Source organism: Methylobacterium sp. 17Sr1-1, from assembly GCF_003173775.1.
Taxonomy (GTDB): domain Bacteria; phylum Pseudomonadota; class Alphaproteobacteria; order Rhizobiales; family Beijerinckiaceae; genus Methylobacterium.
This window is the reverse complement of the sequence record NZ_CP029552.1, coordinates 1816789-1832605: the sequence shown is the minus strand read 5'-3', so window position 1 is coordinate 1832605 and position 15817 is coordinate 1816789. Positions and strand designations below refer to the sequence as shown.

General features: G+C 72.0%; 18 protein-coding genes and 1 pseudogene. 12 read left to right on the top strand and 7 right to left on the bottom strand.

Features of this window, described 5'->3' with window-relative positions; genetic code table 11:
- The first annotated feature begins 21 nt into the window (after window positions 1–21).
- Window positions 22–438: a (deoxy)nucleoside triphosphate pyrophosphohydrolase gene (locus DK412_RS08235; protein WP_109971557.1), complete on the top strand. Its 417-nt coding sequence runs from the start codon at window positions 22–24 to the stop codon at window positions 436–438.
- 140 nt (window positions 439–578) lie between these two features.
- Here the strand turns inward: DK412_RS08235 and DK412_RS08230 are convergent, their stop codons facing one another.
- Together DK412_RS08230 and DK412_RS08225 are read right to left on the bottom strand one after the other, a co-directional pair.
- The gene (locus DK412_RS08230) at window positions 579–926 is read right to left on the bottom strand and encodes a DUF427 domain-containing protein (protein WP_109971556.1); all 348 of its coding nucleotides are present in this window, start codon (window positions 924–926) and stop codon (window positions 579–581) included.
- Window positions 923–1798, bottom strand: a complete 876-nt coding sequence (locus DK412_RS08225) for a methyltransferase domain-containing protein (RefSeq protein WP_109971555.1) — start codon at window positions 1796–1798, stop codon at window positions 923–925. Before DK412_RS08225 ends, DK412_RS08230 begins: the two co-directional genes overlap by 4 nt.
- A gap of 125 nt (window positions 1799–1923) precedes the next feature.
- Between DK412_RS08225 and DK412_RS08220 the strand changes: the two genes are divergently transcribed.
- The gene (locus tag DK412_RS08220) at window positions 1924–2817 is read left to right on the top strand and encodes a lytic transglycosylase domain-containing protein (RefSeq protein ID WP_109971554.1); all 894 of its coding nucleotides are present in this window, start codon (window positions 1924–1926) and stop codon (window positions 2815–2817) included.
- Between the two features lie 105 nt (window positions 2818–2922).
- Window positions 2923–3156, top strand: coding sequence for a hypothetical protein (locus tag DK412_RS08215; protein ID WP_109971553.1), 234 nt, complete (start codon window positions 2923–2925; stop codon window positions 3154–3156).
- 80 nt (window positions 3157–3236) lie between these two features.
- On the opposite strand, the gene DK412_RS08210 is transcribed toward DK412_RS08215, so the two are convergent.
- The 4 genes from DK412_RS08210 to DK412_RS08195 all read right to left on the bottom strand — a co-directional run bounded on the left by DK412_RS08210 (window position 3237) and on the right by DK412_RS08195 (window position 7212).
- Complete coding sequence (locus DK412_RS08210; RefSeq protein ID WP_109971552.1) at window positions 3237–4460, bottom strand: pyrophosphate--fructose-6-phosphate 1-phosphotransferase; 1224 nt, start codon at window positions 4458–4460, stop codon at window positions 3237–3239.
- Window positions 4461–4610: 150 nt separating this feature from the next.
- A complete protein-coding gene (gene fabI, locus DK412_RS08205; protein WP_109971551.1) occupies window positions 4611–5468 on the bottom strand; it encodes an enoyl-ACP reductase FabI in 858 nt (285 codons plus the stop codon).
- Between the two features lie 146 nt (window positions 5469–5614).
- Window positions 5615–6541, bottom strand: coding sequence for a DnaJ C-terminal domain-containing protein (locus DK412_RS08200; RefSeq protein WP_109971550.1), 927 nt, complete (start codon window positions 6539–6541; stop codon window positions 5615–5617).
- Window positions 6542–6717: 176 nt separating this feature from the next.
- Window positions 6718–7212: an RT0821/Lpp0805 family surface protein gene (locus DK412_RS08195; protein WP_109971549.1), complete on the bottom strand. Its 495-nt coding sequence runs from the start codon at window positions 7210–7212 to the stop codon at window positions 6718–6720.
- A gap of 131 nt (window positions 7213–7343) precedes the next feature.
- Here DK412_RS08195 and pdxH point away from each other — a divergent pair, with 131 nt between their 5' ends.
- From pdxH to DK412_RS08155, 8 genes and pseudogenes are all read left to right on the top strand, one after another.
- A complete protein-coding gene (gene pdxH, locus DK412_RS08190; protein WP_109971548.1) occupies window positions 7344–7952 on the top strand; it encodes a pyridoxamine 5'-phosphate oxidase in 609 nt (202 codons plus the stop codon).
- A 177-nt stretch (window positions 7953–8129) separates the two neighbouring features.
- Window positions 8130–8852 carry an SDR family oxidoreductase gene (locus DK412_RS08185; RefSeq protein ID WP_109975138.1) on the top strand — a complete coding sequence of 241 codons (723 nt, stop codon included), beginning with the start codon at window positions 8130–8132 and terminating at the stop codon, window positions 8850–8852.
- Window positions 8845–9861, top strand: coding sequence for a hypothetical protein (locus DK412_RS08180; RefSeq protein WP_109971547.1), 1017 nt, complete (start codon window positions 8845–8847; stop codon window positions 9859–9861). The genes DK412_RS08185 and DK412_RS08180 overlap by 8 nt, the downstream gene beginning before the upstream one ends.
- Window positions 9858–10322, top strand: coding sequence for an NUDIX hydrolase (locus DK412_RS08175; RefSeq protein ID WP_109971546.1), 465 nt, complete (start codon window positions 9858–9860; stop codon window positions 10320–10322). Before DK412_RS08180 ends, DK412_RS08175 begins: the two co-directional genes overlap by 4 nt.
- Entirely contained in the window at window positions 10319–10753 is a 435-nt protein-coding gene (locus DK412_RS08170) for a TIGR02301 family protein (protein WP_109971545.1), read from the top strand. The genes DK412_RS08175 and DK412_RS08170 overlap by 4 nt, the downstream gene beginning before the upstream one ends.
- A gap of 195 nt (window positions 10754–10948) precedes the next feature.
- On the top strand, window positions 10949–11218 hold the full coding sequence (locus DK412_RS08165; protein WP_109971544.1) for a hypothetical protein: 270 nt from the start codon (window positions 10949–10951) through the stop codon (window positions 11216–11218).
- 61 nt (window positions 11219–11279) lie between these two features.
- A pseudogene (locus DK412_RS08160) lies at window positions 11280–12367 on the top strand (radical SAM protein).
- Between the two features lie 134 nt (window positions 12368–12501).
- Window positions 12502–13365 carry a PhzF family phenazine biosynthesis protein gene (locus tag DK412_RS08155; RefSeq protein ID WP_109971543.1) on the top strand — a complete coding sequence of 288 codons (864 nt, stop codon included), beginning with the start codon at window positions 12502–12504 and terminating at the stop codon, window positions 13363–13365.
- On the opposite strand, the gene DK412_RS08150 is transcribed toward DK412_RS08155, so the two are convergent.
- On the bottom strand, window positions 13353–14462 hold the full coding sequence (locus DK412_RS08150; RefSeq protein WP_109971542.1) for a branched-chain amino acid ABC transporter substrate-binding protein: 1110 nt from the start codon (window positions 14460–14462) through the stop codon (window positions 13353–13355). The two genes, DK412_RS08155 and DK412_RS08150, sit on opposite strands and share 13 nt — an antisense overlap.
- 377 nt (window positions 14463–14839) lie before the next feature.
- Between DK412_RS08150 and DK412_RS08145 the strand changes: the two genes are divergently transcribed.
- Entirely contained in the window at window positions 14840–15811 is a 972-nt protein-coding gene (locus DK412_RS08145) for a D-2-hydroxyacid dehydrogenase family protein (RefSeq protein WP_204165527.1), read from the top strand.
- Window positions 15812–15817: the final 6 nt, after the last annotated feature.

Here is a 15817-nt window from a genome sequence, read left to right as displayed (position 1 = left end):
TGTCAGGCGAGCCGTCCCCCCATGGCAGATCCCCTCAAGCTTCTCCTCGTGGTAGCGGTCGCCCTCGTCGATCCGGACGGACGCGTGCTGCTGGCGCAGCGCCCGCCCGGCAAGCAGCTCGCCGGCCTGTGGGAATTCCCGGGCGGCAAGATCGAGCCCGGCGAGCGCCCGGAGGAGACGCTGATCCGCGAGCTGGCCGAAGAACTCGGCATCGCGGTCAAGGCCGATTGCCTGGCGCCGCTCAGCTTCGCCAGCCACGCTTATGAGACCTTCCACCTCCTGATGCCGCTCTATGTCTGCCGGCGCTGGGAGGGGTTCGTGCAGTCGCGGGAGGGGCAGGCGCTCAAATGGGTCCGCCCGCGCGACCTTGCGAGCTATCCGATGCCCCCGGCCGACCTGCCGCTGCTGCCGGCGATCGTCGATTTGTTGGGGCCGTGAGGAGATGTTCGATCCAGATCGGAGGATCATCGATCGCCTCATGATACCTGAACCCCTCCGCGTCATCCCGGGGCCGCGCAGTGGAGCCCGGGATGACATCGAGGGTGTCAGATCATCGAACAGATTTCACCCGACGATCGTCAATCCTTGAACTCCTCGATCGCGTCGACCTTGTTCGGGTAGAACGCGAGGTGATCCTTGATCGCCGCCACCTTGGGGAACGGCGCCTCGTAGCTCCAGACCGCGTTCGCCCGCTCGACCCCGCCGGCGGTGAGCGAGTAGTAGCTCGCGTCGCCCTTGTGCGGGCAGTGCGTGCGGTGCTCGGTGCGCGCGAGGAGGTCCATCTCGGCATCCTCGCGCGGGACGTACAGGACCGGCGGCAGGCTGCCCTCGCGCAGGGTGAGGGCCCGGGTGGTCTCGGCGACGATCGTGCCGCCGAGCATCACGCGGATGCGGTGCGGGTTCGGCGTGATGGTGATGTCGGTCATGACGGCTCCTTGCGTTCGACGGTGCCGAGGGCATCGGCCAGCCGCGCCTGGGCGCTGCCCGGCCGCAGCGGCTTCTGCTGGCTCTCGTGCGGCACCCAGCCCGAGAGCCAGATCAGCTCGAAGGTCGTGCGCAGGCGCCCGTCCGGATCGGCGAAGCGCTCGGCGTAGAGCTGGGCGGCCCGCATCAGGGTCGCGCGGCGCAGCGTGCCCCGGCGCTCCCGCAGGGCGTTGGTGAGCCCCATGGCGCGCAGGTCGCGCATCAGCCCGAACGGATCGCCGTAGCGCACCGTCACGGTCTCGACGTCGGTGACCGGCAGGGCGAAGCCGGCGCGCTGGAGCAGGCCGCCGAGGTCGCGCACCTCCGCGAAAGGGGCGACCCGCGGGCTCACCCCGCCCTCGACCTCGCTCTCAGCCTGGGTGAGCACCTGGCGCAGCTCGGTCAGCGTGCGGCCGCCGAGCAGGCAGCCGACGAACAGGCCGTCGGGCCTCAACGCCCGGCGGACCTGGACGAGCGCGCCCGGCAGGTCGTTGGCGTGCTGGAGCGCGAGCAGGGACACCGCGAGGTCGAAGCTGCGGTCGGCGAAGGGCAGCGCTTCCGGATCGCCGACCGCGACGCCGGGGCTGCCCGGCTCGAGGGTGGGGGCGAGGCGCGTGACGGCACCGGCCCGGCCGCTGGCCCGGAGCCAGTCCGCCGCCGCCGGCACCGGGGTGGCGAGGTCGAGAGCCTGGGGAAACTCCCGCAGCACCGCGCCGAGGCGGTCCGACAGGTCGTCGACCGCCCGCGCGACCAGGAAATCGGCGAAGCCGGCGCGGCGGGCGCGGGCGAGGCGCTTGCGGATCAGGGCGGAGTCGAACAGGAGCGGCGAGGACATCGACCGCTAGATGGCGCCCCGGGCCCCCCGGCGCCAGGGCCTCGCGCGGCGCGGGCCCGCGAAACGCCCGCTGCGACGATCGCACCTTGCCGAATCGTTCAACGAATCGCGGTAAAGCTGCACCCGTGACCCGCATCGCCCTCCTCCTCCTCGCCCTGGCTCTCGCCTCCCCGGCGCTGGCCGCCCCGGCGGCCCCCGCGCCGGCCGCTGCCGCCGCCGAGAGCAAGGAGGAGACGGTGGAGCAGGCCCTGTGCCGGCTGATCGAGGGGGCGGCCAAGTCCAAGGGGCTCCCGGTGGCCTTCCTGACCCGGCTGATCTGGCGCGAGAGCAGCTTCCGGCCCGGCGTGGTCAGCCGCGCCGGCGCCCAGGGGGTAGCCCAGTTCATGCCCGGCACGGCGCAGGAGCGCGGCCTCCTCGATCCGTTCGATCCCGAGCAGGCGATCCCGGCGGCGGCGCGGTTCCTGATCGACCTGCGCGGGCGCTTCGGCAATCTCGGCCTCGCGGCGGCGGCCTACAACGGCGGGCCCGGCCGCGTCTCGGCCTGGCTCGCCGGCACCGGCGGCCTGCCGGCCGAGACCCGGGCCTACGTCTCGGCGATCACCGGGCGCAGCGCCGAGGACTGGGCCGCCGCTGCCAAGGGAGACACGAAGGGAGACGTCAAGAGCGACCTCTCCGAGCCCGAGGGCACACGCTGCCTGCAGGTCACCGCGTCCTTGCGCATCCGCGGCCGCACCGAGACCTTCTTCGCCGAGGCCGCGGCGGTACTGGCGCCCTGGGGCGTCCAGCTCGCCGGCAACTTCTCGAAGGCGATCGCGCTGGCGAGCTTCGGCCGCGCCCGCGACCGCTACGCCGCGATCCTCGGCGACGTGCGCCCGATGATCATCGGCACGCGGCTGCGCCACCGCGGCACGCGGGCCTTCTACCGCATCCGCGTGCCCTCCGAGACCCGCGCCAGCGCCGAGGCCCTGTGCGGCCGCATCCGCGGCAGCGGCGGCGCCTGCATCGTCCTGAAAACCTGAGGTTGGCAACGTCTCACCCAAACGGGTGATGACAGGGGGGATCACCCCTGTTTCGTTCACAAAGCGACAACAATCGCGTCGTGGGCGAGCAGGGAGATAAGCCCGATGAAGTTCGGCGATGGCGTGCCCCGTTGGGCGCGGAGGCGGGTCGACCGGCACTTGATGCGGAACCAGGACGGCAAGATCGTCCGCTGGATGTCGTTCGAGACGGGACACCGGCAGGTTCGGACCGGGGCAGAGCCGGTCGAGGCCGGCGGGAACGTCGTGCCCTTCCTCCGCCGAGCCCCGGTCGCGGAGGCCGGCAGCACGGTCCCGACGCTTGACGCGACGGGATCGTGATTAACACCTAGAGTGCAAATGCCAGCGTGACAGAGAACCGGTGCAGGGGGCGGCGCCGGTTCTCCTCGCCGATCCCGACGTCAGTGCGCCCGCTCCTGGCCGATCTGATCCAGCAGCGCGGTGAACCACGGCACGGTCGGATCGAAGGCCTTACCCCCGCGGATGCGCGGAAACTCGATCGCCCGCAGGCGGCCGCCCTGGTCCTCGTCGTGGCCGATCACCCCGGAGACGCCCTTCAGACCGCACTCGACCGCGAGGTCGACCATGCCCTGGATCAGCCGCAGGTCGTCCGCGTTCGGCGCGGCCGAGCGGCAGAAATGGCCGGACTTCACCACCAGGGTCTTCTCCGCCCCGATCATCGGCGCGAAGCGGTCGGCGAACCACTTGCCGACATTGATCGTATCGATCTTGACGTGGCCGAACGGATCGCGGCCCAAAATCTCGCCGCGCCCCTCGATCTCGGCGACGATCTCGTCGAGGCCGGCGCCCTCGCTCAGGAACACCGTGACGCAGTCCTTGGCGTCGAGCCGGCCTTTCAGGCGCGCCGCCTCGCGCGCGATGTCGAGGGGCATCTCCGGCAGGTAGACCGCGTCCACCTCCTTGTGGGCCCGGTCGAGGCCGAATTCCGGCAGGAAGGCCGTGCGGTCCAGGCGCTCGCGATAGGCCTTGGCCGTCGCGGCGGTGAGCCAGCCGCACTTGCGGCCCATGATCTCGTGGACGATCAGCATGCGCGGGTTGGCGCTCTGCTCGTTGACGATGTTCTCGGCGAAGAGCGCGCCCTGCTCCGCCGCACTCCAGGCGCCGAGCGTCTGGCGGATCGGCACCACGTCGTTGTCGATGGTCTTCGGCAGCCCGACCACCGTCAGGTGGTAGCCGTTCGCCTCGAGATAGGCCGCGAGGTCGGCCGCCGTGGTGTTGGTGTCGTCGCCGCCGATCGTGTGCAGGATCGTGACCCGGTCGCGGGCGAGCTGCTCGGCCGCCACCTTCAGCGGGTCCTGGCCCTCCTTGACGAGGCCGCGCTTCACGCAATCCTGGACGTTGGTGAGCTTGATCCGGCTGTTGCCGAGCGGCGAGCCGCCGTGGCGCAGGAGCACCCCGGCCCTGGCCCGCACCTCCGGGGTGACGGGGAGGTGGTCGCCGAGCAGCAGGCCCTTGTAGCCGCTGCGATAGCCGATGATCTCGGTCTCGGGCGAGAGGTCGGTGTAGCGGGCGATCAGCCCGCCGACCGCCGCCGACAGGCAGGGGGCGAGGCCGCCGGCGGTGAGCATGGCGATCTTCTGGCGAGAGTCGCTGGGGGTGGACATGGTGGGCTCCGCATGACGACGCGACGCCCACATTGGGCCTGACGGCCCGCCGGTCCAGCCCTGAACCCGAAGCGTCTCCCACAAAACTCCCGCTGCGCCGACGTCGCCAGGGCGAGCGCCGGCGGAGAACGGGAGTTCTGCGAGGTGCACTCACTCCTTGTCGAGGCTGAGGTCCGGCGCCTCGGGATTCTTCATGCCGACGACATGGTAGCCCGCGTCCACGTGCAGGATCTCGCCGGTCATGCCGCGGGACATGTCGGAGATCAGGTAGGCGGCGGTCTCGCCGACCTCGTCGATGGTCACCGTCCGCCGCAGCGGGGCGTTGTACTCGTTCCACTTCAGTATGTAGCGGAAGTCGCCGATGCCGGAGGCGGCGAGCGTCTTGATCGGGCCGGCCGAGATCGCGTTGACGCGGATCTTCTGCGGGCCGAGATCGGCTGCGAGGTAGCGCACCGAGGCTTCGAGGGCCGCCTTAGCGACGCCCATCACGTTGTAGTGCGGCATCCACTTTTCGGCGCCGTAATAGGTCAGCGTGAGCAGCGAGCCGCCGTTGGGCATCAGCTTCTCGGCGCGCTGGGCGACCGCCGTGAACGAGTAGCAGGAGATCAGCAGCGACTTCGAGAAATTCGCCTCGCTGGTCTCGATGTAGCGGCCGGTCAGCTCGTCCTTGTCCGAGAAGGCGATGCAGTGGATGACGAAGTCGATCCCGTCGGGGAAGTGCCGGCCGGCGGCCTCGAAGACCGCGTCGATCGAGGCCGGATCGGTGACATCGCAATGGCCGACGACCGCCGCGTCGAGCTCGCGGGCCAGGGGCTCGACGCGCTTCTTCAAGGCCTCGCCCTGATAGGTGAAAGCCAGCTCCGCACCGTGCTGGTGCGCGCTCTTGGCGATGCCCCAGGCGATCGAGCGGTTGTTGGCGACGCCGAGCACGAGGCCGCGCTTGCCGGCGAGAAGCCCGGTGCGGGGCTGCCCGCCATCCTGTACCTGTGCCCGGTTCGAGTCAGCCATGAGTCACCCAAAGAACAGCCGCCACGGGAGGCCGACGGCGGCCGGTCGGACCCGGCCGTGCATGGCTCCCCAGCGGTTTCCTTAACCGACGCCCGCGGGCGACGGAAGTGCGCCGGCTCCGGTAAAGCCGCCGACGCCCGCCCCGCTCAGCTCGCAGCAGTGGCGGCCCGCCGCTTGCGGGCGAACTCGGTCAGGGCCTCGTCCGCATTGGCCGGCAGGGTGACGGCGATGGTGGCGAGCAGGTCGCCGCGGGTGCCGTCCTTCTTCGGCAGGCCCTTGCCGCGCAGGCGGAAGACCCGGCCGGAGCTGGTCATCGGCGGGATCTTCATCTCGACCGCGCCGGTCAGGGTCTGGATCCGGATCGGCCCGCCCAGAACCGCGTCCTCGAGCGGGACCTCGGCGGTGGTGCGCAAATCCGAGCCCTCGATCTGGAATCGGGAATCGGCGGCGAAGCGGATGGTCAGGAGCGCGTCGCCCGGCTCGGCGCCGTGGGCGCCCGGATAGCCGAGGCCGCGCAGGCGGATCACCTGCCCGTCGACCACGCCCTTGGGCACGACCACGTCGACCTCGCGGCCGCTCGGCAGGTTGAGGCGCAGCTTGGCCTCGCCGGCGACCTGGTCGAGGGTGACGGTCAGTTCGGCGGCGACGTCCTCGCCCTTCTGGGGCGCGGCGCGGCCGGCTCCGCCGGCGGAGCGGAACGCCTCGCCGAACAGGTGCGAGAAGATGTCCTCGCCGAAGCCGCCGGCGCCGCCGGCCCCGCCGCGGGCCCGGGCCATCGACTCGAAGTCGAATCCCCCACCGCCGCGGCCGGCGCCGCCTCCGCCGAAGCCCTCGAAGCCGGTGAAGCGGGGCTTGCCGTCGCCGTCGATGGCACCGCGGTCGAACTGCTCGCGCTTCTTGGCGTCGCCCAGGATCTCGTAGGCCTGGTTGACCTCGGCGAAGCGATCCTGCGCCTTGGTGTCGTTCTTGTTGCGGTCGGGGTGGTAGGCCTTGGCGAGCTTGCGGAAAGCCTTCTTGATTTCCGCCTCGTCGGCCGAGCGGCTCACGCCGAGTACATCGTATGGGTTGCGCATGGCGATCCGATGGCGATTCGAGCGGCACCGGCCCGGGTCCGTGACCGCCTGGGCGACGCCGCTCTCGTGAAACGAGTTGAGCCGTATCTGGCAACCGTGTTGCCGGATTGCAACGCAGGCGGCGCAGGAAGAGGTCAGGTTACGTCACTTCCCGCAGGAGCGCCATTTCCTGCGGCTCACCCCGGCTTCGTCGTCGCCTTCACGCTCTTCAGCTCCCAGGCGCCGCCCGACGGCCGGCACCCGGTGCCGCGCACGAAGCGGTTGCGGCCCGGCCCGATCACCGAGGCAAGGAAGCCGCGGCAGATCTCGTCGTTCTTGACGAAGGGCAGCCCGGTCGGGTTGACCATGCCGCGCATGCCCGAATCCGGGTTATCCCACTTCACCGGCTGGCCGTTGCCCTGCGGATCGAGGGCGACGGAGAGCGCCGCCTTGGCGCGGCGCCAGTCCTCGCCGGAGAGGTCCGGGCCGAAGCTGAGATCCCGGTCTCTTCTCGGGGCCGCAGGCTCGATGCTGCCGGTGCTCTCCGGCTCCGGCGGCGCCACGTCCGCCTGCGGCGTGAACATGATGAGCGGCTGGCTGCAGCCGCCGATCGCCAGGACGCTCCCCAAGGCGCTCGCCGCGACGACGAGCCCGAGCGTCACCGAACCGACTTTACACGCACCGCGACGCATTACACCTGTTCTCACGACCGGACGGCCCGCCGCGACGCATGAGAGAGCGACGCCGGCCCGCCCCCGGTTCCGGTTGTCACACGGGCACGGGGCCGGTCGGGCCCTGATGCCACTTGGGTAAGGACGATGCCGTGGACGGGTTAACGAAAGATGATTTCACCCAGAACCCGGATCCCTGGGGACTGTTCCGGCAATGGTTTGCCGACGCGCAGGCATCGGAGCCCGAGGATCCGAACGCCATGGCGCTGGCCACCTGCGGCGCCGACGGCCTGCCGGACGTGCGCATCGTGCTCCTGAAGGACGCCGACGAGCGCGGATTCGTGTTCTACACCAACACCCTGTCGATGAAGGGGCTGGAGCTCGCGGACAACCCGCGCGCCGCCCTCGTGCTGCACTGGAAGAGCCTGCGCCGCCAGGTCCGGGCCCGCGGGACCGTGACGAAGGTCGAGGATGCGGAAGCCGACGCCTACTTCGCCACCCGCGCCCGCGACAGCCGCCTCGGCGCCTGGGCGAGCCGGCAGTCGCAGCCCCTCGACAGCCGCGAGACCCTGATGCGGGCGGTGGAGGAGGTGGCCGCGCGCTTTCCCGGCGAGACCGTGGCGCGGCCGCCCCACTGGACCGGCTACCGCATCGCACCGGTGACGATGGAGTTCTGGCAGGACGGCGCCTACCGCCTGCACGACCGGGTGCGCTTCACCCGCCAGGGCGAGGGCTGGCAGAGCAACCGCCTCTATCCCTGAGAGGCAAGCCTGCCCTGACGGGCAAGCTTTGCTGCGGCGCGGCGAGCCCTGGATTTCCGGGCCCCGGAGCCCTACCCTGGGGCTCTTCGCGCCGCGCCAGCACACCGCTTAAGCGCCCCGCACCGGATATCCCGAGGAACGGCCGTGGCCCAACCGTCGAACGAACGCCGCCGCGTGATGCTGCTCACCGGCGCGAGCCGGGGCATCGGCCACGCCACCGTCAAGCGCTTCTCGGCGGCGGGCTGGCGCGTCATCACCTGCTCGCGCCACCCCTTCCCGGAGAACTGCCCGTGGGAGATGGGGCCGGAGGACCATCTCCAGGTCGACCTCGCCGACCCGGAGGACACGGTCCGCGCCGTCAAGGAAGTGGCCGGGCGGCTCGAGGCCGAGGGCGGGCTGCTGCACGCGCTCGTCAACAATGCCGGCATCTCGCCGAAGGGGGCCGGCGGCGCGCGGCTGGGCTCGATCGACACCCCGTTCTCCGACTGGACGCGGGTGTTCCAGGTGAATTTCTTCGCCCCCATCCTGCTCGCCCGCGGCCTGTGCGAGGAGCTGACCCGGGCGCGCGGCTCCATCGTCAACGTGACGTCGATCGCGGGGTCGCGCGTCCATCCCTTCGCGGGGGCGGCCTACGCCACCTCGAAGGCGGCGCTCGCCGGCCTGACCCGCGAGATGGCCTCGGATTTCGGGCCTCTCGGCGTGCGGGTGAACGCGATCTCGCCGGGCGAGATCGACACCTCGATCCTGTCGCCGGGCACCGACAAGCTGGTGGCGCAGATCCCGCAGCGGCGACTCGGCACGCCCGACGAGGTCGCCAAGGCGATCTACTTCCTGTGCACCGAGGCCTCGTCCTACGTGAACGGCGCCGAATTGCACATCAACGGCGGCCAGCATGTCTGAGCGGCGGGCGCTCGCTCTCCTGCTCCCTGCCGCTCTCGCTCTGCTGCTGCCGGTCGCGCCCGCCGCCGCCGAGCCGCGGGTCAGCCTCCTCGACCTTCCGTTCCGGGTGACGCAGCTGCGCGACGCGGGCAGCGAGGCGGCGCTCGCCGTCACCACCGCCGGGCTGCCGCAGCTGCCGCGCAAGGCCGGTCCGGTCGCGGTGGTGTGGGGCGAGAATGGTGCGGCGGTCCTCACCCTGTCGGGCGACACGGTCGCGGTCGTGCCGCTGCCCCTCGACGCGGTCGAGGGCCTGACCGCCGGCGAGACGCCGAAGGGCGCGCTGCCGGGCACCCGCCGGGTGCTGGCCGGTCCGGTCAGCGCCTACCTGTCGGGCCCGAGCCGGGCCCCGGACGGACGCCCGGGCGCCGCCGGCGTGACCGTGCGCGAGCGCCAGAAGGTGACGATGAGCGCCGACCCGAAGCCCGTGCCGGTGGCGACCGCGACGGTGCCGCCGGGGGCCGGCGCGGTCTTTTCCGCCGATACCCTGCGCCCGGTCGAGATCGACGGGTCGCTCCACCTGCTCGCCCTCGGCGAGCATCCGGAGGGCACCGGCCTCGCGCTGATCGGGCGCCAGGACGGGAGCTGGCGGGTGCGCGCCGAGACCCCGCCGGAGCCGGGCTCCCTCGCCCTCGCGGCCGACCTGCCGGGCCAGCCGCCCGCCGCCGTGCTGGTGCGCGGCGAGGAGGGCCGGCTCGAGCACTGGAGCCTCGCCGGCGGGAAACCGGCCCGGCGGGCGCAGGGTGCCAAAGGATTCGCTGCCCCCGGTGCCGCCCTCGGGGGCGAGCTGGTGGTGGCGACCCGCGACCGCGCCGCCCTCGCCTATCTCTCCCTCAAGGACCTGTCCGAGCGGGCGCGGGCGACCCTGCCGGCGCCGGTCGGGCCCGGCCTCGCGGTGCTCGGCAACCGGATCGTGGTAGCCCTCTCCGACGGGCGGCTCGCCGTGGTGCAGGACGGGGATGCGCGGCCTTGAGCGCGGATGCCGAGGATCCGGCCTGGCGCCGCCGCTATCCGCTGCGTCCCTTCATCGCCGCCTCCGCGGCGGTGGTGCGTGACGGCCGGGTGCTGCTCGCCGCCCGCGGCCAGGCGCCGATGCGCGGGATCTACACCCTGCCGGGCGGACAGGTGGAGGTCGGCGAGACCCTGGCCGAGGCGGCCCTGCGCGAGCTGCACGAGGAGGTCGGGGTGGTGGCCGAGGTGGTGGCCTACCTCGATCCCCTCGAGGTGATCGAGCGCGACGCCGACGGCACGGTGATGTTCCACTTCGTGATCCACCCCCACGCGGCGCGCTGGCGCTCCGGCGAGCCGGCGACCGGGCCGGAGGCCCTCTCCTTACGCTGGGTGACGCCCGACGAGTCGCGCGACCTGCCGACCACGCGGGGGCTGCACGGGGTAATCGCCCAGGCGCTCGCGGCGATCGGAGACGAGAGATGAGGCACGCCGTCATCCTGGCTGCCGCCTGCCTCCTCGCGGCGGCCCCCGCCTTCGCCCAGACCCGGCCGAAGCCCGCGCCCAAGCCGCCCGAGAAGGAGGCCCCCGCCCCTCCCCCGCCGGCCGAGACGCCGGCGCCCTACGACCGCGACCTCCTGCGCCTGTCGGAGATCATCGGGGCGCTGAGCTTCCTGCGCGAATTGTGCGGCAACCCGGACGCGTCGGAATGGCCCGCCCGGATGAAATCCCTGCTCGATGCCGAAGGCACCAGCCAGGGCCGGCGCGACCGCCTCGCCGGAGCCTATAACCGCGGCTATGGCGGCTACGCAGTGACCTACCGGGTCTGCACCCCCTCGGCGGTCGAGGCCGCGACCCGCTACATCGCGGAGGGTGAGCGCCTGTCGGTGGCGCTGGCCGGGCGTTTCGGCGGCTGACCGGCCCTCTGTTGCACGCGCGCCACGCTGTGGCGTCCGTGTCGAAGAGGGAGGCATTCTCGTGGCGCCGTTAACCTCTTCGCAATTCCTTGCTGGCCCGCCGCCGGGCGAGGGCCTATGAATCGGGGCATCACACGAGGCCGCTGCGGATCCGAGACCGCCGTTCTCACCAGAGACCCGATCTCAAGGCTGTCGATGACCGAATTCGAAACCCACGACCACCACCCCGCGCTCGAGTCCGATCAGGACGCGAAGCGCGCCGCCCTGAGCTACGTCTCGGAGGCCTTCGCGGAAGGTTGCCTGGACGGGATCGACGGCGACTGCATGGCCCAGGCCGCCCTGTTCGCGGCCTTCCAGGAGCTGGTCCAGACCTACGGCGAGGAGGCCACCGCCCGCTACGCCGAGGGCTTTCCCGAGCGGATCCGCGGCGGCACCTACACGGTGCGGCCGCAGGCCAAGCATTAACGCCGTCGCGTTCGTTCGTTAACGATCGGGACCCGCAGAGCCGCCCGCGCGTTCGCCGGGCATGACCGTCCACGATCCCGCTCCCGCCCGCACGGCCCGCCTCTGGCGTCCGCGCCGGGTCGTCATCACCGCGGCGGCGCGGGAGCACGCCCACGGGCGGTCGATCGCGGCCCGCGCCGAGGCCCTCGGGCTCGCCGTCGAGGCTTTGCCCGGCAACCGCCTGACCGGCCTGCGCCACCCCGATCCGCGCCGGGCCTATGTCGAGGCCAAGAACACCCTCGCGGTGGTGGTCGCGCCGCCGACCAAGCTGAAGCTGCAGCCAATCCCGCCGAGCGCCGACTGGCGCGTCGACCTCGCCGAGGGCTGCCCGGCCCATTGCCAGTACTGCTACCTCGCCGGCTCGCTCTCCGGCCCCCCGGTGACCCGGGTCTACGCCAACCTGCCCGAGATCCTGGACAACCTCGCGGCCTATGTCGGCCAGGGCGGCGTCACCTCGGCGAGTGCGGAGCGCGCGCACGAGGGCACGACCTTCGAGGCCTCGTGCTACACCGATCCCCTCGGCATCGAGCACCTGACCGGCTCGCTCTCGGCGGCGATCCGGCATTTCGGTGCCTGGGACGCCCCGGTGTCGTTGCGCGCCACCACCAAGTTCGCGGCGGTCGAGCCCCTGCTCGGCCTGGAGCACCGCCGCCGCACCCGGCTGCGCTTCTCGGTCAACGCCGCGTCGGCCGCCCGCTACGAGGGGGTACCGCCCCGTTGCGCGACCGCCTCGCCGCGATGGGGGCTTTGGCCCGCGCCGGTTACCCGGTCGGGCTCACGATCGCGCCGATCCTGCCCGTGCCGGGCTGGCGTGAGGCCTATGCCGACCTCTTCGCCCAGGCCGCCGACGCGCTCGACGGGGTGCGCGACCTCGACCTCACCGCTGAACTCATCACCCACCGCTTCACCCCCGGCTCGAAGGAGGTGCTGACGGGCTGGTATCCGGGCTCCGACCTGCCGATGCGGGAGGACGAGCGCAGCCGCAAGCTCACCAAGTTCGGCTCGGTGAAGTACGTGTTTCCGGCCGAGCTGATGCGGGAGATGCGTCAGGGCCTGACGCAGGACCTGGCGGAGCGGCTGCCGGCGGCGCGGGTGCTGTATTGGACGTGATACCAGGGGCAACGTCGTAGAGACACTTACATCCCACCCGCGACCTCATCCCGAGGTCGCGGGTGGGAGGCGACGGACGAATCGGGCAAGGAACGCGATTGAGCGACTTTCGCTGGCCCCCGGAGCCCTGAGCCATGACCGCCCGCTTCGCCCTGGTCGACGTGTTCCACGACGGCGCCTTCACCGGCAACCCGCTCGCGGTGGTGAGCGGGGCCGAGCCCGATACCGCTGTGATGCAGGCGATGACGCGGTGGTTCAACCTGTCGGAGACGGTGTTCCTGCTGCCGCCGACCAATGCCAGCGCCGATTACCGGGCGCGCATCTTCACCCTCGCCCACGAGCTGCCCTTCGCCGGCCACCCGACCCTCGGCGCCTGCCACGCCTGGCTGGCCCTCGGTGGGACGCCCCGGCAGCCCGGGCGCGTGGTGCAGGAATGCGGGGCGGGCCTCGTGCCGATCCGGCACGATTCCGACCGCCTCGCCTTCGCGGCGCCGCCGCTCCTGCGCTCGGGCCCGGTGGACGAGGCCACCCTGCGGGAAGTCGCGACGGTGCTGCGGATCGCCCCTGAGGCCGTCGTCGAGGCGCGCTGGGCCGATAACGGCCCGGGCTGGATCGGGGTGATGCTGGGTTCCGCCGAGGCGGTGCTGGCGGTGGAGCCGGTGCGCCGCCACGAGGGCCGGATCGATATCGGCCTCGTCGGTGCCCACCCCCAGGGTGCAGTGACGGCCTGGGAGATCCGCACCCTGTTCAGCGACGGCGCCGGCGCCCTGGTCGAGGATCCGGTCACCGGCAGCTTCAACGCCGCCGTCGCCGGCTGGCTGCGCGAGACCGGCCGCGCCGCCGGTCCCTACATCGCCGCGCAGGGCACGCGACTCGGCCGCCGCGGCCGGATCTTCGTCGATTACGACGGCGCCGACTGGGTCGGCGGGCGCACCCTCACGGTGGCGGAGGGGACGATCCCCCTCGACCTCGCTTCGATCGGGCCTCAATTGGCGTAGGTGAACACCCCGTCGCGCCAGACGTAGAGCACGTAGCCCGGCGCCGTCACGTCGCCCTTCTGGTCGAAGCCGACATTGCCGAGCACCAGGGTGAACCGCTCGGCATGCAGGGTCTCGGCGATGGCCTTCGGGTCGGTGGACTTGGCGAAGTTACCGGCCTCGACGAGGGCCTGGAGCGCGGCGTAGCCGTAGAGGGTGAAGCCGGCGGGATCGATCCCGTCGGCCTGCAGCGCCTTCACGGCGGCGGCGGCCTCCGGCTTGCGGCGCAGGTCCGGGTTGAAGGTCATCAGCACGCCGTCGCTCGCAGGGCCCGCCAGCGTGCCGAACTCCTTCGTGGCGATGCCGGAGGTGCCGAACCACTGCGGGCGGTAGCCGGCATCCGCCGCCTTGCGCACCAGCTTGCCCATCTCCTGGTAGTGGCCGCCGTAATAGACCACCTCGATCCCCGCCCCCTGCAGGCGCTTGATCAGCGCGGCGTCGTCGGTCTGGCCCGGGACGATGGCGGCGAACAGGGTCTCGTTCTGGCCGATCTTGTTCAGGTTGGCCTTGGTCGACTCGGCGAGGTTCCGCGACAGGGGCGTGTCGTCGTAGAGGATCGCGATCTTCTTGTCGCGAAAACGCTCGGCCAGGATCGTGGCCGAGAGCCGGCCCTGGTCGTCCTCGCGGCCGGAGACCCGGAAGATGGTCGGCAAGCCGCGATCGGTCAGGCGCGCGGCGTTGGAGGCCGGGCTGATCATCACCGCGCCGGCCGCCGCGTAGACGTCGGAGGCCGCCAGCGAGGCGCTGGAGCAGACATGCCCGATCACCAGCCGCACGCCGGCGCGCACGAAGCGCTCGGCCACCGCCATCGCCTGGCCGGGGTCGCAGGCATCGTCCTGCACGTCGAGCACGATCGGCTCGCCGGCAATGCCGCCGCGGGCATTGGCGTCCCGGACGGCGGCCTGCACGCCCTGGAGCACCTGCTCGCCGATGCCGGCGACCGCGCCGGTGCGCGGCACCGCGACCCCGACGGTCACGTCGGCGCGGGCGGCGCCCGCCCCGGTCAGCAGCGCTCCGATCGCCAGCCACAGGGCGGCGACGGCCCTGGTGCGCGTCATCCCCGGCGCTCCCGCATCGTTCGAACCACTCCGACCTCCGGCCTCGCTCGTCCGGCCGCTTAGCACGGCCGCCGCCCCCCTGTCCGTGCGAAGCACGGCTATCAGTCCCTTCTCCGCGCGGACCCGGCGAGGCGCCCGCTCTATCGGGCGCGAGCCCGCGGGGGCGCAAGGGGGGCGCGGCGCGTCAGGGTGCTGCGGCGAGCATAGCACGGACGCCCCGGCTGGAACGCCCGTCCGGCGCCGGATATGAAGGGATTCATACGATTTCCGACTGATTGCTTCGCAGTGCGGAAATCGGCTTCGCTCAAGCGCTGCGCAGGCTTGCGATACGATTTCCGGAAGTAGTCTTCCGGAAATCGTATCAGGGAGGAAATCGCGTGACGACACACGAAGACGGCATCCGGATCGCGGTGCTCGACGATTATCAGGGCGTGGCCGCGGGGCTCGCCGAGTGGGGCGGCCTCGGCCCGGACGTGGCGGTGGAGTTCTTCTCGGAGCCGGTGCCGCGGGCGGACGCTCCCGCGCGGCTCGCGCCCTACACCGTGCTCTGCCTGATGCGCGAGCGCATGCCGCTGGACGCCGATCTGATCGCAGCCCTGCCCAATCTGAAGCTCGTGGTGTTCACCGGCGGGCGCAACCCGTCGGTCGACACCGCGGCGCTGAACGCCCGCGGCATCACGGTCTGCAACACCCGCAACGGCGAGGGCGGCATCGCCACCGCGGAACTCACCGTCGCGCTGATGCTGGCCTGTGCCCGCAACCTGCCGCGGGAATTCGCCAACGTGGCGGCCGGGCGCTGGCAGGAAACGGTCGGCGAGGGCCTGGAGGGCCGCACCCTCGGGCTCCTGGGACTCGGGCGCATCGGGGCCCGGGTCGCGGCGGTGGGCCGCGCGCTCGGCATGCGGCCGACGGCCTGGAGCCCCAACCTGACGCCGGAGCGGGCCGAGGCCGGCGGGGCGAGTCTCGTCACGCGGGAGGCCCTGTTCGCGGAGAGCGACGTCGTCAGCCTGCACATGGTGCTGGCGCCCTCGACCCGCGGCATCGTCGGGGAGGGCGAGATCGCCCGGATGCGGAAAGGGGCGATCCTGATCAACACTTCCCGCGGCCCGCTGATCGACGAGGCGGCTTTGGTGGCGGCCCTGGCTGAGAGCCGGATCCGGGCCGGGCTCGACGTGTTCGACCGCGAGCCCCTGCCCGCCGACCATCCGCTGCGGAGCGTGCCGAACGCGGTGCTGACCCCGCATCTCGGCTACGTCACGCAGAGCACGTTCCGGATGTTCTACGAGGACACCGTCGAGGCGATCGCGGCCTGGCGCCGGGGCGCACCGGTGCGGGTGGTGACGCCCTGACCCGAA

Bases quoted from the DNA above. Each gene is read 5' to 3' on its own strand.
- DK412_RS08235 (WP_109971557.1), top strand. From the start codon at position 22: ATGGCAGATCCCCTCAAGCTTCTCCTCGTGGTAGCGGTCGCCCTCGTC.
- DK412_RS08230 (WP_109971556.1), bottom strand. From the start codon at position 926: ATGACCGACATCACCATCACGCCGAACCCGCACCGCATCCGCGTGATG.
- DK412_RS08225 (WP_109971555.1), bottom strand. From the start codon at position 1,798: ATGTCCTCGCCGCTCCTGTTCGACTCCGCCCTGATCCGCAAGCGCCTC.
- DK412_RS08215 (WP_109971553.1), top strand. From the start codon at position 2,923: ATGAAGTTCGGCGATGGCGTGCCCCGTTGGGCGCGGAGGCGGGTCGAC.
- DK412_RS08210 (WP_109971552.1), bottom strand. From the start codon at position 4,460: ATGTCCACCCCCAGCGACTCTCGCCAGAAGATCGCCATGCTCACCGCC.
- fabI (WP_109971551.1), bottom strand. From the start codon at position 5,468: ATGGCTGACTCGAACCGGGCACAGGTACAGGATGGCGGGCAGCCCCGC.
- DK412_RS08200 (WP_109971550.1), bottom strand. From the start codon at position 6,541: ATGCGCAACCCATACGATGTACTCGGCGTGAGCCGCTCGGCCGACGAG.
- DK412_RS08195 (WP_109971549.1), bottom strand. From the start codon at position 7,212: ATGCGTCGCGGTGCGTGTAAAGTCGGTTCGGTGACGCTCGGGCTCGTC.
- DK412_RS08185 (WP_109975138.1), top strand. From the start codon at position 8,130: ATGCTGCTCACCGGCGCGAGCCGGGGCATCGGCCACGCCACCGTCAAG.
- DK412_RS08180 (WP_109971547.1), top strand. From the start codon at position 8,845: ATGTCTGAGCGGCGGGCGCTCGCTCTCCTGCTCCCTGCCGCTCTCGCT.
- DK412_RS08170 (WP_109971545.1), top strand. From the start codon at position 10,319: ATGAGGCACGCCGTCATCCTGGCTGCCGCCTGCCTCCTCGCGGCGGCC.
- DK412_RS08165 (WP_109971544.1), top strand. From the start codon at position 10,949: ATGACCGAATTCGAAACCCACGACCACCACCCCGCGCTCGAGTCCGAT.
- DK412_RS08155 (WP_109971543.1), top strand. From the start codon at position 12,502: ATGACCGCCCGCTTCGCCCTGGTCGACGTGTTCCACGACGGCGCCTTC.
- DK412_RS08150 (WP_109971542.1), bottom strand. From the start codon at position 14,462: ATGACGCGCACCAGGGCCGTCGCCGCCCTGTGGCTGGCGATCGGAGCG.